Consider the following 15260-nt stretch of genomic DNA (forward strand, 5'->3'; position numbering starts at 1 on the left):
CCCGCACGCCCGTCCTCCCGACGGCGGCACAGAAGGCACTCCATGACCCGCATCCACCCCCGCCTCCTCGGCGCCGTGGGGCTCACCGCGTCGGCGGCGCTGCTCACCGGCTGCGCGGTCCTCGGCGGCGACGCCGGATCCGCCGGCATCGTGTCCGACGACGACCTGAGCACCTCGTACGGCCTCGTCCAGCCCGGCGTCCTGACGGTCTGCTCCGACATCCCCTACCCGCCCTTCGAGTTCGAGGAGAAGGGCGAGCTGACCGGCTACGACATCCAGCTGGTCGAGGCGGTGGCGGAGAAGCTGGGTCTCGGGGTGAACGTGATCGACTCCTCGTTCGAGGCCATCGAGTCGGGTGCCTCGCTCACCGGCTGCGACGTGAACGCCTCGTCGATCTCCATCACCGAGGCCCGCCAGCGCGTCATGGCCTTCACCCTCCCCTACCTCGACGACGACCTCGTCCTGGTCGCGAAGAAGGGCTCCGGCATCACCGACGTCGAGTCCGCGAAGGGCCGCCGGATCGGCGTGCAGGCCGCGACCACCGGCGACGAGTACGCCCAGCAGAACGGCCTGAGCCCCGTGCAGTTCGAGGACGGCGGCATGCAGATCCAGGCCATCCAGGCCGGCACCGTGGACGCCGCCCTGGGCAACCAGTCCGTGCTGCTCTACTCGCTCAAGGACGACGATCGCTTCGAGGTGGTCGAGTCGCTGCCCACGGGCGAGCAGCTCGGCATGGCGGTCGGCCCGCAGAAGGCGCAACTCGGCTCCGCCGTGAACCGCGCGCTGCAGGAGCTGCGCAACGACGGCACCGTGGCCGAGCTCCAGGAGCGCTGGTTCGGTCAGGCACAGGAGGACTACCGATGAGCACGCAGGCCCCCGTCTCGCCCGCACCGGCCATGAAGCCCGGCCGTGCGCGCCGCCGTCGCCGGCTGTCCCTGATCATCCAGGCGGCCGTCTTCGTCCTCGCCCTCGTCGTCCTGGCCGTCCTCATCGACTGGGGCACGCTCGCCGAGAACGTCCTGAACTTCCCCGCCGTGGCCCCGATGTTCCCCAACGTGATCCTCGTGGGCCTGGGCAACACGCTGTTCTACACGGTCACCTCGTTCGTCGTCGGCCTGCTGGGCGGCATCGTGCTCGCGCTCATGCGCCTGAGCTCGTTCGGCCCGTACCGGTGGCTGGCCACCGCCTACGTCGAGTTCTTCCGCGGCGTCCCCGCGCTGCTGGTGTTCCTCGCCTTCGGCTACGGGGTGCCCTTCGCGTTCGGGGTGTCCTGGCCGATCCCCGTCGTCGTGATGGCGGCCCTGGGCATGGTCTCGGCCGCGTACATCGCCGAGACCCTGCGTGCCGGCCTGCAGGCCGTGCCCCGCGGCCAGATGGAGGCGGCCCGGTCCCTCGGCATGCCGACGTGGCGGGCCATGGTCACCATCGTGATCCCCCAGGCGTTCCGCATCGTGCTGCCGCCGCTCACCAACGAGGTCATCCTCCTGACCAAGGACTCCTCGCTGGTCTACGTGCTCGGCCTGGCCGCGCACGAGTACGAGCTCACCAAGTTCGGCCGCGACGGCATCTCCGCCCTCGACGCCGGCATGACGCCGATCCTCGTGGCCGGCCTGTTCTACCTCGTGATCACCGTGCCGCTGTCCCTGCTGGCCCGCCGGTTCGAGGCCCGTTCGACCAAGAAGGGGCACTGAGATGGCCCAGCAGAACCCCATCACCGGATCCTTCGGCGCGGTGGCCGCCGCGGACGCCGCCGGCGTGCACGTGGCCGGCCTCAACAAGTCCTTCGGCGCCAACCACGTGCTGCGCGGCATCGACCTCGACGTCGCCCCCGGCGAGGTCGTGTGCCTTATCGGCCCGTCCGGCTCGGGCAAGTCCACCCTCCTGCGCTGCGTGAACCTGCTGGAGAAGCCCGACTCGGGCGTCGTCACGGTCGGTGAGTTCACGGTCACGGACGAGGACGTGGACCTGGACGTGCTGCGCCGCCACGTGGGCATGGTGTTCCAGCAGTTCAACCTGTTCCCGCACCTGTCCGTGCTGGAGAACTGCACCGTGGCCCAGCTCAAGGTGCTCAAGCGGGGCAAGGCCGAGGCGGCGGACATCGCCCGTCGGCAGCTGGCCCGCGTGGGCCTGGCCGAGCTCGAGGACCGCTACCCGGACCAGCTCTCCGGCGGCCAGCAGCAGCGCGTGGCGATCGCCCGTGCGCTGGCCATGGACCCGCAGCTGATGCTCTTCGACGAGCCCACCTCGGCCCTCGACCCCGAGACCGTCGGCGACGTCCTGGCGATCATGCGCCAGCTGGCCCGCGACGGCATGACCATGCTCGTGGTCACCCACGAGATGGGCTTCGCCCGCGAGGTGGCCGACCGGGTCGTGTTCATGGACGGCGGCGTCGTGGTGGAGGCCGGCCCGGCCGCCGCGGTGATCTCCGACCCCCAGCAGCCGCGCACCCAGGACTTCCTGCGCCGCGTGCTGCACCCCACCGAGATCGACCTCTGAGCCTGCCCGCCCGGTGGGCGGGCACATGCGTGAGGGGCCCCGCCCGGACCATGGTCCGGGCGGGGCCCCTCACGCGTGCGGCGGAGGCGTCAGGCCTTCTTGCGCAGCTTCTTCAGCTCGTCACGGGCCTCGCGCAGCGCGGCGACCTGCTCCTCACGGGCGGCGTGGATCGCGGCGACCTTCTCGTCCTGGGCGTCGCGGATGGCCTGCACCTTGGCGTCGCGGGCGCCCTCGATGCGGGCGGCGCGCTTCTTGGCGGCCTTGCGGCGCTTGCCGGGGCGGTTGGCCACGGAGTCGGCGGTGATGGCCAGGCCGGAGCCGACCAGGAAGATGTCCTTGGCGACGCCGGTGCCCTCCTGGGACGGACGCACGCCGTCGGCCTCGGTCATCTCCGGGGTGTTCAGGTACATGGAGAACAGGCCGCCGGAGAACGCGGTCAGGGCGGAGCCGGCGAGCCAGCCCGGGACGAACGGGGCCAGCAGGGCCGAGCCCACGCCGATCTCGGTGCCCACGAGGAACTTCTTGAACTGCTCCGGCGACAGGTTGGCCAGCGCGGGCAGGCCGCGGGCGCCCATGTCGCGCAGGCCCTGGGCCTGCTCCGCGGAGATGCCGCGCTTGTTCAGGCCGGAGTTCAGGATGAACGCGCCGGAGGCCAGGCGCAGCGGAATCTGGACGATGCTCATGGAGTCTTCCTTCCAGTAGGGCCCGCGGCACGCACGTGGAGTGGGGTGTGGCGCGAACGGTCGGTGAGCGGTCAGCACCTCTGACACTACCAACGGCAGCCCGCTCCCGCCCGCCCGGAGGCGCGACTGTGCGCGCAGAGCGGACGACGTCGGCGCCTCCACCACGTCGCGGAGGCGGTCGATGATGGACAATGGGGCGCATGCTCCCCCTCGTCACACCCCTGACCGTGGCCGCCGCCGCGCCCACCGACTACGGCTGGCTCGGCAACATCGTCGTGGACATCATGGAGGCGGTCGGCCCGATCGGCGTCGGCCTGGCCGTCTTCGCGGAGAACATCTTCCCGCCCATCCCGTCCGAGGTGATCCTGCCCCTGGCCGGCTTCACCGCGGCCGGCGGCGCCTTCAGCCCGCATGCCGCGCTGGTCTGGGCGACGGTCGGCTCGATCGTCGGCGCACTGGCCCTCTACGGCATCGGCGCGTGGCTCGGCCGCCGCCGCATGTACCGCATCGCGGACCGCATGCCGCTGGTGGACATGGAGGACGTGGCCAAGACCGAGCGCTGGTTCATCCGCTACGGCTACTGGACCGTGTTCCTGGGCCGCATGGTCCCCGTGTTCCGCTCCCTGATCTCCATCCCCGCGGGCATCGAGCGGATGAACCTCGCGAAGTTCACCCTGTTCACGGCGCTGGGCTCCCTCATCTGGAACGCGATCTTCGTCTACGGCGGCTACGCGCTCGGGGAGCGGTTCCACGTCATCTCCGAGTACGCGGACGTCTTCTCCAACATCGTCCTGGTCCTGATCCTGGCCTTCCTCGCGACCTGGGTGGTCCTGCGCCTGCGCCGCGACGCCCGCCGCCGGAACGACCCGGACTGGCGCCCGCCGACCGCGGATGAGATGGCCGCCCGCGTCGAGGCCATCCTGGAGTCCTCCGGCCACCGGAAGTGAATCGCATGCGTCCCGTCCTGCCTTCCCCCCGCCGTGGCCGCGCGACCCTCGGCCTGGCCGCCGTCGCCCTGGTGGCGCTGAGCGCCTGTGCTCGCACCGAGCCGCAGCCCGAGCCTGCGCCCGACACGACGGCGGCCTCCGCCCTGCCGTCCATGGACATGGCCCCGTTCACGGTCGAGGTCCCCTCGCACGACCTCGAGCGGGTGCCGGAGGCGAGCGTCGCCGTGCTCGAGGGCGAGGACCCGGACCACCACGGGGCGTGGCTGCAGGTGCCCGGGGCGCCGGCCTGGTCGGAGGCCATGGCCGGGGCCGTGCGCGCCCAGATCGACCAGTACCGCCGGGACACCGACCCCAGCGCGGACCCGCGCCTGGAGATCCAGCCGCAGCTCGCCGTCGTGGCCGAGGACATCGCCGCGGCCCGCCTGCTCGCCACGGAACGGCGCGGCACGGACTCCGTGTCCACCTCGCACGTGATCTGGTACTCGGCCCGCGAGGACCGCGTGCTTGAGACCGCCGATCTCTTCACCCCCGACGGCTGGGACGCGTTCCGCGCCGAGGTGCGCCAGCGCATGGCCAACGACCCGGACGTGATCGGCTCGCGCCTGGACTCGGCGGTCGACGCGCCGGAGCAGGTGGAGAACCGTCGCGTCTGGGACGCGGTGGTCTTCCTCCCGGACGGCAGCCTGTTGCTCGAGGCGGACCAGGCGTCCATGGCGCCGGCCGCCGCGGGTGTGCTGACGGTGCGGATCCCCCGGGACACGGCAGCCCCCTGGCTGTCCGACCTGGGCCACGTCGCCGCGGACGCCGCCTCCGCCCCCGCCGACCTGCGTCTGCCGGACCGCTCCACCCCGACCCCCGAGGAGCAGCAGCCGGAGCCCGCCCCCGAGCCGGAGCCCGAGACGTCCTCGTGGACGGAGGAGGCCACCGGCGCACCCGTGCCGCCCCCGTCCGCGCCCGCCGACACGGCGGCCCCGACGCCCAGCGCGACCACTCCGGTGCCGAGCAGCACGGCCCCGTCCTCCTCGACCCCCGCGCCCACCCGCTCGGCCACGCCGTCCTCCCCGACGTCTCCCCCCACCTCGTCCTCCCCGACGTCTCCCCCCACCTCGTCCTCGCCGTCGGGCACGGGATCCGGCAGTCCGACGCCGAGCACCCCCGACCCGACGCCGACCTCCGCGACGCCGACCCCCACGTCCCCGAGCCCGTCCGGTCCGTCCACGAGCGCGCCGGCCACGGACCCCGCGCCGGACCCGACCGAGTCCGCGCCCGAGCCGACCGCCACGACGGCCTCGGCGCCCGCGTCGCCCACGTCGGGAGACCGCTCCAGCGGCACCCCCTGACCCCGGCGCCGGGCGCCGTCGTCGACCGCGGTCTGCGCCGTCGACGCACGGCCGTGGCAGGATCGGGGCGATGACTGAGCACCTCCCCCGCCCCCGCCCGGACGCACCCGGCCCCGACGCCGTCCCGCCGCCCGCCGAGCGCGTCCACGCGCACGACCACAATCGGGACAAGGACCCCGCCCTCGTCCGACGGGAGCCGGTCTCCTTCGTCCGGCGCGGTGCGCGCCTGAACGCGGGGCGGCAGGCCGTGTGGGACCGCCAGGCGGAGCGGGTCCTCGTGGACGTGCCCCGCGGCCGCGGCGCCACCTCGGTGGACACCCAGGCCCGACTGGACTGGGCGGGGGTGTTCGGCCGCGAGGCCCCCCTGCTGGTCGACATCGGCTCGGGGCTGGGCGAGTCCACGGCGCAGGCCGCCGCCGACCGGCCGGACTGGAACGTGCTCGCCGTCGAGGTCTACGTGCCCGGCCTGGCCGCGCTCATGACGCGCGTGGAGCAGCAGGGCCTGGAGAACGTCCGCGCCGTGGAGGCCAACGCCCCCGAGCTGCTGGACGCCCTGCTCACGCCCGGCTCCGTGTCCGAGGTGTGGGTGTTCTTCCCGGACCCGTGGCACAAGAAGCGGCACCACAAGCGCCGCCTGGTCTCCCCCGCCTTCGCGGACCGCGTGGCGCGGGTGCTCGCCCCCGGCGGGGTGCTGCGGCTGGCGACGGACTGGTCGGGCTACGCCGTGCAGATGCGCGAGGTGCTCGAGGCGCACCCGGAGTTCGAGAACCTCTTCCCCGGGCGCGCCGCGGGCGAGGACTCCCCGCTCACGCGGGTGCGCCGCGAGGGCAGGGAGACCGAGGTGGGTGCCCAGCCGTTGCCCGCGGGCTGGGAGCGCGCGGCCGAGGAGGAGCGGCCGCTGCGGGCCGGCCTGGGTGAGGCGCGGGCCGGCGCGGCAGCCGCGGACCCCGTGGACCACGAGGGCGGCTGGGCGCCCCGGTTCGAGGGTCGACCGATCACGAGCTTCGAGGCGAAGTCCCAGCGGGCCGGGCGTCTCGTGTTCGACCTGGCGTACCGCCGCCGCTGAGCAGGGGGCCCGACGGGACGGCTCAGGCCGGGGCGACCGGCCCGGCCGGGTCGGCGCCGTCCGAGACGGGCGGCAGCGGCAGGCCGGCGGTCACCCGCGCGGTCGCCGCGAGCGTCACGGACCCGGCGTCCCGGTAGCCCCTCGGGGCGTCCCCGGGGGCCGTCGGCGACCAGCGGGCCGTGTGGTGGCCGCGGACGGCGGCCCCCGCCAGGCCGGGCCGCGGGGCCACCGGCAGCACGGCGGCGTCCGTCCAGTCCCGACGACGGCCCACCGCACGGCCGACCCGGGCGAGGAGGTCGCCCGGGGCCAGGGCGCGGAACACCCGTCCGGACCGCAGGCCGAGGTGCGCGGCCCGGGCTGCCAGGGCGGCGGGCAGCCCGACCGCGCCCGAGACCACGAGGGCCTCGACGGGACGCTCGGCCGGCCACGGGGCCTCGGCGTCGTCGGGCTGCAGGCCCCGGTCCGCGAGCAGGCGCAGGGCGTGCGCGGCCACGAGCGAGCCGTACGAGTGGGCCTCCACGGCCCCGTGCACGGCGGTCCCGCGGGCGCGCAGGGCCGGGGCGGCGTCGTCGTCCTCCCCCGGCCCGTGGCGCAGGAACTCCCACCAGGCCCGCACATCCGCGGCGAGCATCGCGCCGCCGCGCCGGCCGGGGCCGTCGAGCACCACCCGCCAGGGCGAGGGCGCGGGGTAGCCGAGCCACGCGATGACGACGGGACGGGGTGCGCCGGCGGCACGCTGGGCGGCGGCGAGGTGGGCGGCCTCCCGGGCCGTCCCCCACATGGCCGTCTGGGGGCGGATGCCCATGCCGGAGACGAGCCAGGTCAGGTGGGTGGCGGTCGCGGGGTCCCCCGCGGCGACCACGGCGCGCGGACCGTCCGGTCCGTCGAGGACGTAGTCCAGCAGATGCCGGGCGGGCAGCTGCGGGTCCATGCCCTCCGGCTTGAGGGCGTGGACGATCCCGTCCAGGGCGCTGCGGGCCCGCCGGCCCAGGCCGTCGCGCCGGGCCATGTCGGTGCGCAGCCGCTCTCGGACGCGGGACCGTGCGGCCGCCCCGAACGACGCCCGGCTCAGTCCTGCTCGGGCTGCCACGTGAGCACCCGTCGGGGGACCGCGACGCCGGAGGGCAGCGTCCGCAGGACACCCGGGGAGGCCTGGCCCGCGGCGTCGGCCTCGGTCCGTGCCGCGGCCTGGCGGCGGGCGGCCATCCGGTCGGCGTACCGGGCCGAGACGTCGCCGCCGGAGCCCACGGTGAAGACGCGGGCCAGGCGGGAGGCGTGGTGGAGGCGGTCCACCTGGGCCGACAGTTCGACCACGGTGTCCTGCAGCTGCTCGACCTCGCGCTGCAGCGCGATCACGCGGCGGATGCCCTCCAGCGAGATGCCCTCGCCGCTCAGGGCCTGCACGGTCTGGAGCCGCTCGACGTCGGCCAGGGAGTAGCGGCGGTGCCGTCCGCCCTGGCGGGCGGGGACCACGAGGCCGAGCCGGTCGTACTGGCGCAGGGTCTGCGGGTGCATGCCCGCCATCTCGGCGGCCACGGAGATCACGAAGACGGGGGCGTTCCGGTCAGGACCCCGCTCGCGGCCGCGGTCCGCGCGGGCGGCGCCGTCGCGGGCGCTCACCAGGCGGCCTTCCGGGCCAGCTCCCGCCGCGGATCGTCGCCGGCCAGGGCGGACTGCAGGGCCTCGACGGCGGCGCGGGCGTCGTCGTTGAGCTCGGTGGGCACGGTGACGCGCAGCTCCACGAGCAGGTCACCCGTCCTGTTCCCGCGCTCGACACCGCGGCCCTTCAGGCGCAGCACGCGGCCGGACTGGGAGCCCGCCGGCACCTTCACCTTCACGGGGCGCTCCAGCGTGGGCACCTCGATCGTGGCGCCGAGGGCGGCCTCGGGGAAGGTGACGGGCACGGTGATGCGCAGGTCGTCCCCGTCCCGGTGGAAGAACTCGTGCTCGCGCACGCGCACGGTGACCAGCAGGTCGCCGCGGCCGGCCGCACCGGGCGCGCCCTTGCCGCGGGCACGGACCTTCTGGCCGTCACGGATGCCCTTCGGGATCTTCACCTCGATCGTCTCGCCGTCCGGGGCGCGCAGGGACACCGTGGTGCCCTGGATCGAGCCGCGGAAGGAGATCGTGGTGGTGGCGGTGCGGTCCGCGCCCTTCGTGGGGCGCGGCCGCGCGTAGCCGGCGTCGCCGAAGCCGCCGGGGCCGAAGCCGCCGGTCTGGCCTGCGGCGCCGCCGAACATCCCGCTGAACAGGTCCGACAGGTCGGGCCCGGACTGCGTGGTGCGGGGGCCGCCCCCGCCGCCGAACATGCCGCCGAAGACGTCCTCGAAGCCGCCGCCGTCGGCACCGCCCGGGGCGGAGAACCGGGCGCCGCCGCCCATCGCGCGGATCGCGTCGTACTCCTGGCGCTCCTGGGGGTCGCTCAGGACGGCGTACGCCTCCGAGATCTCCTTGAACTTCTTCTCGGCCGCCTCATCCCCGGGGTTCTGGTCCGGGTGGTGGGTGCGGGCGAGCTTGCGGTAGGCCTTCTTCACATCCGCATCGGAGGCGTCCTTGGACACCCCCAGGGTCGCGTAGAAGTCCTTGTCCATCCAATCCTGCGAGGCCATGGTGCCTCCTCTCGTGTGTATCGGTCAGGGGGTCGGCCGGCGACGGGGTGGGCCGCCGGCCGACGGGGTCACTCGTCTCCGGCGGAGACCATCACCTGGGCGGCGCGCAGCACGCGGCCGTCCCGGAGGTAGCCGTTGCGGAAGACCTGGACCACGTGGTCCGCGGGCACCTCTGCGTGCGGCTGGCGCATCACGGCCTCGTGCACGGCCGGGTCGAACTCGACGCCGGCCAGGGCCTCCTGGTCGTGACGCTCGAGGCCGAGGCCGGCCAGGGCGGTGTCGAGCTTGGTCGCGATGGCGGCGAACGGACCGTCCGTCAGGTCGCCGGCGGCGCGGGCGGCGTCGATGTCGTCGAGCACCGGCAGCAGCGCGGTGACGGCCTTGAGCACGCCGGCGTCCCTGGCCAGGTCGCGGTCGCGGTCCACGCGGCGCTTGTAGTTCACGTACTCGGCCTGCAGACGGCGCAGGTCGGTCTCGAGCTCGGCCTCGCGATCCGAGGCCGCGGGCTGCGGCGCCTCGGCCCCGGCCTCGTCGAGGATGCGCTCGGCCTGGGCGAGGGCGTCGCCGTCCTCGGCCTGCTCGGCCGCGCTCTCGGCGGAGACGCGGGGCTCACCGGTCTCGGGGTCGATGCGGCGACGGTCGTTGAACACGATGGGCTCCTCCTCGGAGCCGCGCTCGGCGTCGGAGGAGCCGTGCGGACGCTGCTGGTCGGCGCTCATGGTGTGTCCTTTCGAAGCGGGTGGGCGCGGCGGGTCCGCCGCGCGGGGGGGTGGGAAGGCCGGCGGGCCGGCCTGGCAGGGGCGCTGCCGGGCCGGCCCGCCGGCGTCGTGGGCCTCCGGGCGGGGCGGGCGTGGACGCCCGCCCCGGCACCGGGGTGTCAGGCCTTCTTCTCGTCGTCCTCGTCGACCACCTCGGCGTCGACGATGTCCTCGTCGTCGCCCTGCGGGGCGGCGGACTCGGCGCCGGCGTCGGCCGACTCCGCGCCCTGCTGGGCGTAGAGGGCCTCGCCGATCTTGACCTGGGAGGCCTGGAGCTTCTCGAACGCGGCGGCGACCTCGTCGTCGTTGTCCTGCTTCTCCAGGGCGGCCTTCAGAGCGTCGACGTCGGCCTGCACCTCGGTCTTGACGTCCTCGGGCAGCTTGTCCGCGTTGTCCTGCAGGAGCTTGTCCACGGAGTACGCGGACTGCTCCGCCTGGTTGCGGCGGTCGGCGGCCTCACGGCGCTTCCTGTCCTCGTCGGCGTGAGCCTCGGCGTCCTTGACCATGCGGTCGATGTCCTCCTTGGACAGCGAGGAGCCGCCCGTGATGGTCATCGACTGCTCGGTGCCGGTGCCCTTGTCCTTCGCGGAGACGTGCACGATGCCGTTCGCGTCGATGTCGAAGGTGACCTCGATCTGGGGCATGCCGCGCGGGGCCGGGGCGATGCCGGTCAGCTCGAAGGTGCCCAGCGCCTTGTTGTCCCGGGTGAACTCGCGCTCGCCCTGGAAGACCTGGATGGACACGGAGGGCTGGTTGTCCTCGGCCGTGGTGAACGTCTCGGAGCGCTTGGTCGGGATGGCCGTGTTGCGCTCGATGAGCTTGGCCATCACGCCGCCCTTGGTCTCGATGCCCAGCGACAGCGGGGTCACGTCGATCAGGAGCACGTCCTTGCGCTCGCCGGCGAGCACGCCGGCCTGCACCGCGGCGCCGATGGCGACGACCTCGTCCGGGTTCACGCTCTTGTTGGGCTCCTTGCCGCCGGTCAGCTCCTTCACCAGGTCGGAGACGGCGGGCATGCGGGTCGAGCCGCCGACGAGGACCACGTGGTCGATGTCGGAGACCTTGACGCCGGCCTCCTTGATGACGTCCTCGAACGGCTTGCGGGTGCGCTCGAGCAGGTCCTTGGTGAGGTCCTGGAACTTGGCGCGGGAGAGGTGCTCGTCCAGGTGCACCGGGCCCTCGGGGGTCACGGACAGGTACTGCAGCGAGATGTTGGTGGAGGTGGCCGAGGAGAGCTCCTTCTTGGCCTGCTCCGCGGCCTCCTTCAGTCGCTGCAGGGCGATCTTGTCCTTGGACAGGTCCGCGCCCTTGGACTTGGCCTGCTGGAGCAGCCAGTCCACGATCCGCTGGTCCCAGTCGTCGCCGCCGAGGCGGTTGTCGCCTGCGGTGGCGCGCACCTGGATGGTGGCGAAGTCGTCCTCGTCCTTGGCGACCTCGAGCAGGGACACGTCGAAGGTGCCGCCGCCCAGGTCGAAGACCAGGATGAGCTCGTCCTCCTTGCCCTTCTCCAGGCCGTAGGCCAGGGCGGCCGCGGTGGGCTCGTTGATGATGCGCTTGACGTTCAGGCCCGCGATCTCGCCGGCCTCCTTGGTGGCCTGGCGCTCGGCGTCGTTGAAGTAGGCGGGCACGGTGATCACCGCGTCGGTGACCTTCTCGCCCAGGTACTCCTCGGCGTCGTGCTTGAGCTTCATCAGCGTGCGGGCCGAGATCTCCTGCGGGGTGTACTTCTTGCCGTCCACCTCGGTGGTCCAGTCGGTGCCCATGTGGCGCTTGATGGACGCGAAGGTGCGCTCCGGGTTGTTGACGGCCTGGCGCTTGGCGACCTCGCCGACCAGGACGTCCCCGCCCTTGGAGAACGCGACGACGGACGGGGTGGTGCGGGCGCCCTCGGCGTTCGCGATGACGACCGGGTCGCCACCCTCGAGGACGGCGACGACGGAGTTGGTGGTGCCGAGGTCGATGCCGACTGCACGGGACATGGTGGGGTCCTTCCTGTCTGACGGTGAAGCGGGGGCCGGACCCGCGGGCCGGGGGCGCCGGCGCCGCAGGGACTTGAGCCTTCATGACTCAGGTTGCCACCGGGGTGGTGGACTGTCAAGTGAACCTGAGTCGACTTCACTCACTTCTGCTTCTGCGGGGGTCAACGCGGGCCGTCCGCGATCCATTCCCGGGCCCCGGGTCCATCCCTGATCCGTCCCGGTGCAGGCGCCCGGCCCTGGAAGCGCGGGGGTCTCGCGCGGTTGGATGGCAGATCACGGGGCGTCGCCGACGGCGCGCCCGTCCCGACAGAGAAGGAGCACCACCATGGCCGAGAAGAACGCCGCCGAGTACACCGTCCCGGGCCTGTCCCTGAGCACGGGCCGCCGCACCGCCGAGATCCTCCAGGGTCGCCTGCACGCCCTCAACGACCTGCAGCTCACCCTGAAGCACGCCCACTGGAACGTGGTGGGCCCCGGCTTCATCGGCGTGCACGAGATGCTCGACCCCCAGATCGAGCTGGTCCGCGGGATGGTGGACGTCCTCGCGGAGCGCATCGCCACCCTGGGCGTCTCCCCCGCCGGCACCCCGGGCGCGCTCGTGGCCGCCCGTGCGTGGGACGACTACACGCTGGGCCGCGCGACGACCCTGGAGCACCTGGCCGCGCTGGACCTCGTCTACGACGGCGTCGTGACGGACCACCGGGCCGCGATCGACGCCACCGAGGACCTCGACCCGGTCACCCAGGACATCCTCATCGACCAGGTGGCCCAGCTCGAGCTGTTCCAGTGGTTCATGCGCTCCTTCCTGACCACGGACGACGGCCGCCTGAGCAGCGCGGGCGCGGCCACGGAGGCCGCCGCCGCGGGCCGGGTGAAGGACGACCAGGCCGCGCCCGCCCCGCAGGGCGCGCGCTCGAAGAAGTCGGATGCCAAGAAGGCCACGGCCTCGAACGCGAAGAAGTCCAAGAAGAAGTGACCGCGCGCCCCTGAGGCGCCCGCATGCACGGAGGGCCCGACTGCACCGCCGGTCGGGCCCTCCGTCGCCGTCCGGGCTCAGGCGGCCCGCGCCGGCCACCAGACGCGCGGGCCGATGTCCCGCACGAGCGCCGGGATCAGCAGCGTGCGCACCACCAGTGTGTCCAGCAGCACGCCGAAGGCCACGATGAACGCCAGCTGCACCATGAACATCAGCGGGATCACCGCGAGCGCGGCGAAGGTGGCCGCCAGCACGACGCCGGCCGAGGTGATGACCCCGCCCGTGACGGTGAGGGCGCGCAGCACGCCCGCCCGCGTGCCGTGCCGCGGCGTCTCCTCCCGCGCCCGGGTCATCAGGAAGATCGTGTAGTCGATCCCGAGGGCCACGAGGAAGACGAAGCCGTACAGCGGCACGGTGGGGTCGGCGTCCTCGAAGCCGAACACGTGCCGGAACACGAGGGCCGAGACGCCCAGGGCCGCACCGAAGCTGACCACGGTGGCCGCCACGAGCAGCACGGGCGCCAGGAGCGAGCGCAGCAGCACCGCGAGGATGGCCAGCAGCATCGCGAGGATCAGCGGGATGACGACCCGCAGGTCGCGCTGCGTGGTGACGTTCGTGTCCAGCGCCTGGGCCGCCGGGCCGCCCACGAGGATCTCGCCCGAGGTGGGGAGATCCGCGAGCCGGTCGCGCAGGCGGGCCACGGTCTGCTGCGCGGCGAGGGACTCGCCCGGGTCCGCCAGGGTGGCCGAGACCAGCACGCGGCCGTCCACCACGCGAGGCTGCGGCTCCGGCGCGGACGCGGCGCCCGTCCCGCCCTCCGCCTCGAGCGCGCCCGGGGGCGGGCCCGCGGCGGTCCCGGGGGCGTCCGCGGTGACCTCCGCCTCGGCCACGCCGGGGTCCTCCGCGACGGCGGCGAGCACCGCCTCGGCGTCCCCGGCCGGGGCGAGGATCTGGGCGGGGGCGCCCGCGCCGGCGTCGAAGTGCTCGCTCAGCAGCGCCTGGGCCTGCCGGGCGTCGGAGTCGCCGAGCAGCACGTCCTCCTGGGCGACGCCGCCTGCGCGCAGCTGCAGCAGACCGCCGCAGAGGGCGAGGAGCACGACCGTCGTGGCGACCCAGACGAGACGGGGCCGGCGCGCGACGACGGCGCCCACCCGCGTCCACACCCCGTGGTCCTCCTCGAGGCCGGCGACGGGTCGGCCCGCGCCGTCGAGCGGCGGGGTGAAGGCCCGGCCCCGGGCGGCACGGCGCTCCGCGCGACGGCGCGCGCGCTCGGGGGACGGGATCGTGGGCCAGAAGGCGGCACGCCCGGTCAGCCGCAGCAGCGCCGGCAGCAGGGTCAGGGCGGCGAGCCACGCGAACGCCACACCCGTGGCGGCCACGGGGCCGAGGGAACGCGTCGAGTTGAGGTCCGAGGCCATCAGGATCAGCAGGGCGAGGGCCACGGTCGAGGCGGACGCGGTGATCGCGCCGAAGGACCCGCGCACGGCGGCCCGCAGCGCCTCCCCGACGTCCGCCCGGACCAGCAGCTCCTCGCGGTGCCGGGCCACGAGCAGGAGGCAGTAGTCGGTGGCCGCGCCGATCACGAGGATCGAGAGGATGCCCTGGGCCTGGCCGTTGAGCTGGATCCAGCCCGCCAGGGCCATCCCGTAGACGGCCACGATCGCGCCGCAGAGCGCGGCCACGGCCGTCAGGAGCACGAGGACCGGCAGCAGCACGGAGCGGTAGACCGCCACGAGGATCACGAACACCACGACGAGCGCCACGAGCAGCAGCAGCCCGTCGATCCCCGCGAATGCGCCGCCCAGCTCCGCGACCAGGCCCGCCGGACCGCCCACGTGCCACTCGGTGTCTGCGGCCACGGTGCCGGCAAGGGCGGGGTCGGCGCCCGCCGGGTCCGCCACGACCTCCCGCAGGTCGGCCACCACGTCGGCCACGGGCCGCTCAGCCCCGGCCGAGGAGTCGACGAAGGCCAGGAACTGCACCGCCGCGCCGTCGTCGGAGGGGATCGGGCCGGCGACGTCGGTCACGCCCGGCACCTCGCCCAGCCGGCCCGCGAGGTCCGCGAGCGCGGGGAAGGCGGTCGCGGGGTCCGCGGTGCTCGCCGAGCCCACGACGACGGCGGGCACGGCCTCGCCGTCCTGGAACGCCGCCGCCTCCTCCCCCGCGCGGGTGGACTCGGCCGACGCCGGCAGGAAGGTGGCCTGGTCGTTCGAGGAGACGTCGCCGATCCTGCCGAACACGGGGCCGCCCAGGCCGAGCACGGCGAACCAGACCACGGCGAGCGCCGCGGCCAGGCCCAGCCGCAGCCCCCGGGGGGAGCGCCCCGGCGCGGCGGGGGTGCGGTAGGCGGAGAGGTCAGGCGGGGTGGGCATGCCACCGAGCGTAGGGGATGGTTCGATGATCAAA

At 74.2% G+C, this 15260-nt stretch carries 14 protein-coding genes; 7 read left to right on the plus strand and 7 right to left on the minus strand.

Annotated features, from left to right (window positions below; translation table 11 throughout):
* Positions 1-42 precede the first annotated feature (42 nt).
* Genes AC3RKA_RS09070 through AC3RKA_RS09080 form a run of 3 tightly spaced genes read left to right on the plus strand, consistent with a single transcriptional unit; the run spans position 43 to position 2496 of the window.
* Positions 43-864, plus strand: a complete 822-nt coding sequence (locus AC3RKA_RS09070; RefSeq protein ID WP_002853969.1) for an ABC transporter substrate-binding protein — start codon at positions 43-45, stop codon at positions 862-864.
* Positions 861-1691: an amino acid ABC transporter permease gene (locus AC3RKA_RS09075; RefSeq protein ID WP_002853968.1), complete on the plus strand. Its 831-nt coding sequence runs from the start codon at positions 861-863 to the stop codon at positions 1689-1691. The genes AC3RKA_RS09070 and AC3RKA_RS09075 overlap by 4 nt, the downstream gene beginning before the upstream one ends.
* 1 nt (position 1692) lies before the next feature.
* Positions 1693-2496, plus strand: coding sequence for an amino acid ABC transporter ATP-binding protein (locus AC3RKA_RS09080; RefSeq protein ID WP_002853962.1), 804 nt, complete (start codon positions 1693-1695; stop codon positions 2494-2496).
* Between the two features lie 89 nt (positions 2497-2585).
* Here the strand turns inward: AC3RKA_RS09080 and AC3RKA_RS09085 are convergent, their stop codons facing one another.
* On the minus strand, positions 2586-3179 hold the full coding sequence (locus tag AC3RKA_RS09085) for a hypothetical protein (RefSeq protein ID WP_002853955.1): 594 nt from the start codon (positions 3177-3179) through the stop codon (positions 2586-2588).
* Between the two features lie 200 nt (positions 3180-3379).
* On the opposite strand from AC3RKA_RS09085, the gene AC3RKA_RS09090 reads away from it, so the two are divergent.
* The 3 genes from AC3RKA_RS09090 (at position 3380) to trmB (ending at position 6532) form a co-directional block, all read left to right on the plus strand.
* Positions 3380-4126, plus strand: coding sequence for a DedA family protein (locus AC3RKA_RS09090; protein ID WP_044658857.1), 747 nt, complete (start codon positions 3380-3382; stop codon positions 4124-4126).
* A gap of 5 nt (positions 4127-4131) precedes the next feature.
* Positions 4132-5466, plus strand: a complete 1335-nt coding sequence (locus AC3RKA_RS09095) for a hypothetical protein (RefSeq protein WP_002853952.1) — start codon at positions 4132-4134, stop codon at positions 5464-5466.
* A 70-nt stretch (positions 5467-5536) separates the two neighbouring features.
* On the plus strand, positions 5537-6532 hold the full coding sequence (trmB, locus tag AC3RKA_RS09100) for a tRNA (guanosine(46)-N7)-methyltransferase TrmB (RefSeq protein ID WP_060775362.1): 996 nt from the start codon (positions 5537-5539) through the stop codon (positions 6530-6532).
* Positions 6533-6554: 22 nt separating this feature from the next.
* On the opposite strand, the gene AC3RKA_RS09105 is transcribed toward trmB, so the two are convergent.
* From AC3RKA_RS09105 to dnaK, 5 genes are all read right to left on the minus strand, one after another.
* The gene (locus AC3RKA_RS09105) at positions 6555-7622 is read right to left on the minus strand and encodes an alpha/beta hydrolase (protein ID WP_489727143.1); all 1068 of its coding nucleotides are present in this window, start codon (positions 7620-7622) and stop codon (positions 6555-6557) included.
* Positions 7601-8152, minus strand: a complete 552-nt coding sequence (locus tag AC3RKA_RS09110) for a heat shock protein transcriptional repressor HspR (RefSeq protein WP_002853945.1) — start codon at positions 8150-8152, stop codon at positions 7601-7603. Before AC3RKA_RS09110 ends, AC3RKA_RS09105 begins: the two co-directional genes overlap by 22 nt.
* Positions 8149-9141: a DnaJ C-terminal domain-containing protein gene (locus AC3RKA_RS09115; RefSeq protein ID WP_044658851.1), complete on the minus strand. Its 993-nt coding sequence runs from the start codon at positions 9139-9141 to the stop codon at positions 8149-8151. The genes AC3RKA_RS09110 and AC3RKA_RS09115 overlap by 4 nt, the downstream gene beginning before the upstream one ends.
* 68 nt (positions 9142-9209) lie before the next feature.
* Positions 9210-9860, minus strand: coding sequence for a nucleotide exchange factor GrpE (locus AC3RKA_RS09120; RefSeq protein WP_044658850.1), 651 nt, complete (start codon positions 9858-9860; stop codon positions 9210-9212).
* Between the two features lie 158 nt (positions 9861-10018).
* On the minus strand, positions 10019-11878 hold the full coding sequence (dnaK, locus tag AC3RKA_RS09125) for a molecular chaperone DnaK (protein WP_065572494.1): 1860 nt from the start codon (positions 11876-11878) through the stop codon (positions 10019-10021).
* Positions 11879-12203: 325 nt separating this feature from the next.
* Here dnaK and AC3RKA_RS09130 point away from each other — a divergent pair, with 325 nt between their 5' ends.
* Positions 12204-12854: a Dps family protein gene (locus tag AC3RKA_RS09130; RefSeq protein WP_002858398.1), complete on the plus strand. Its 651-nt coding sequence runs from the start codon at positions 12204-12206 to the stop codon at positions 12852-12854.
* Positions 12855-12931: 77 nt separating this feature from the next.
* On the opposite strand, the gene AC3RKA_RS09135 is transcribed toward AC3RKA_RS09130, so the two are convergent.
* Positions 12932-15226, minus strand: coding sequence for an MMPL family transporter (locus AC3RKA_RS09135; RefSeq protein WP_489727144.1), 2295 nt, complete (start codon positions 15224-15226; stop codon positions 12932-12934).
* Between the last annotated feature and the right edge of the window lie 34 nt (positions 15227-15260).

It is taken from the genome of Micrococcus sp. iso_229, from assembly GCF_058072725.1.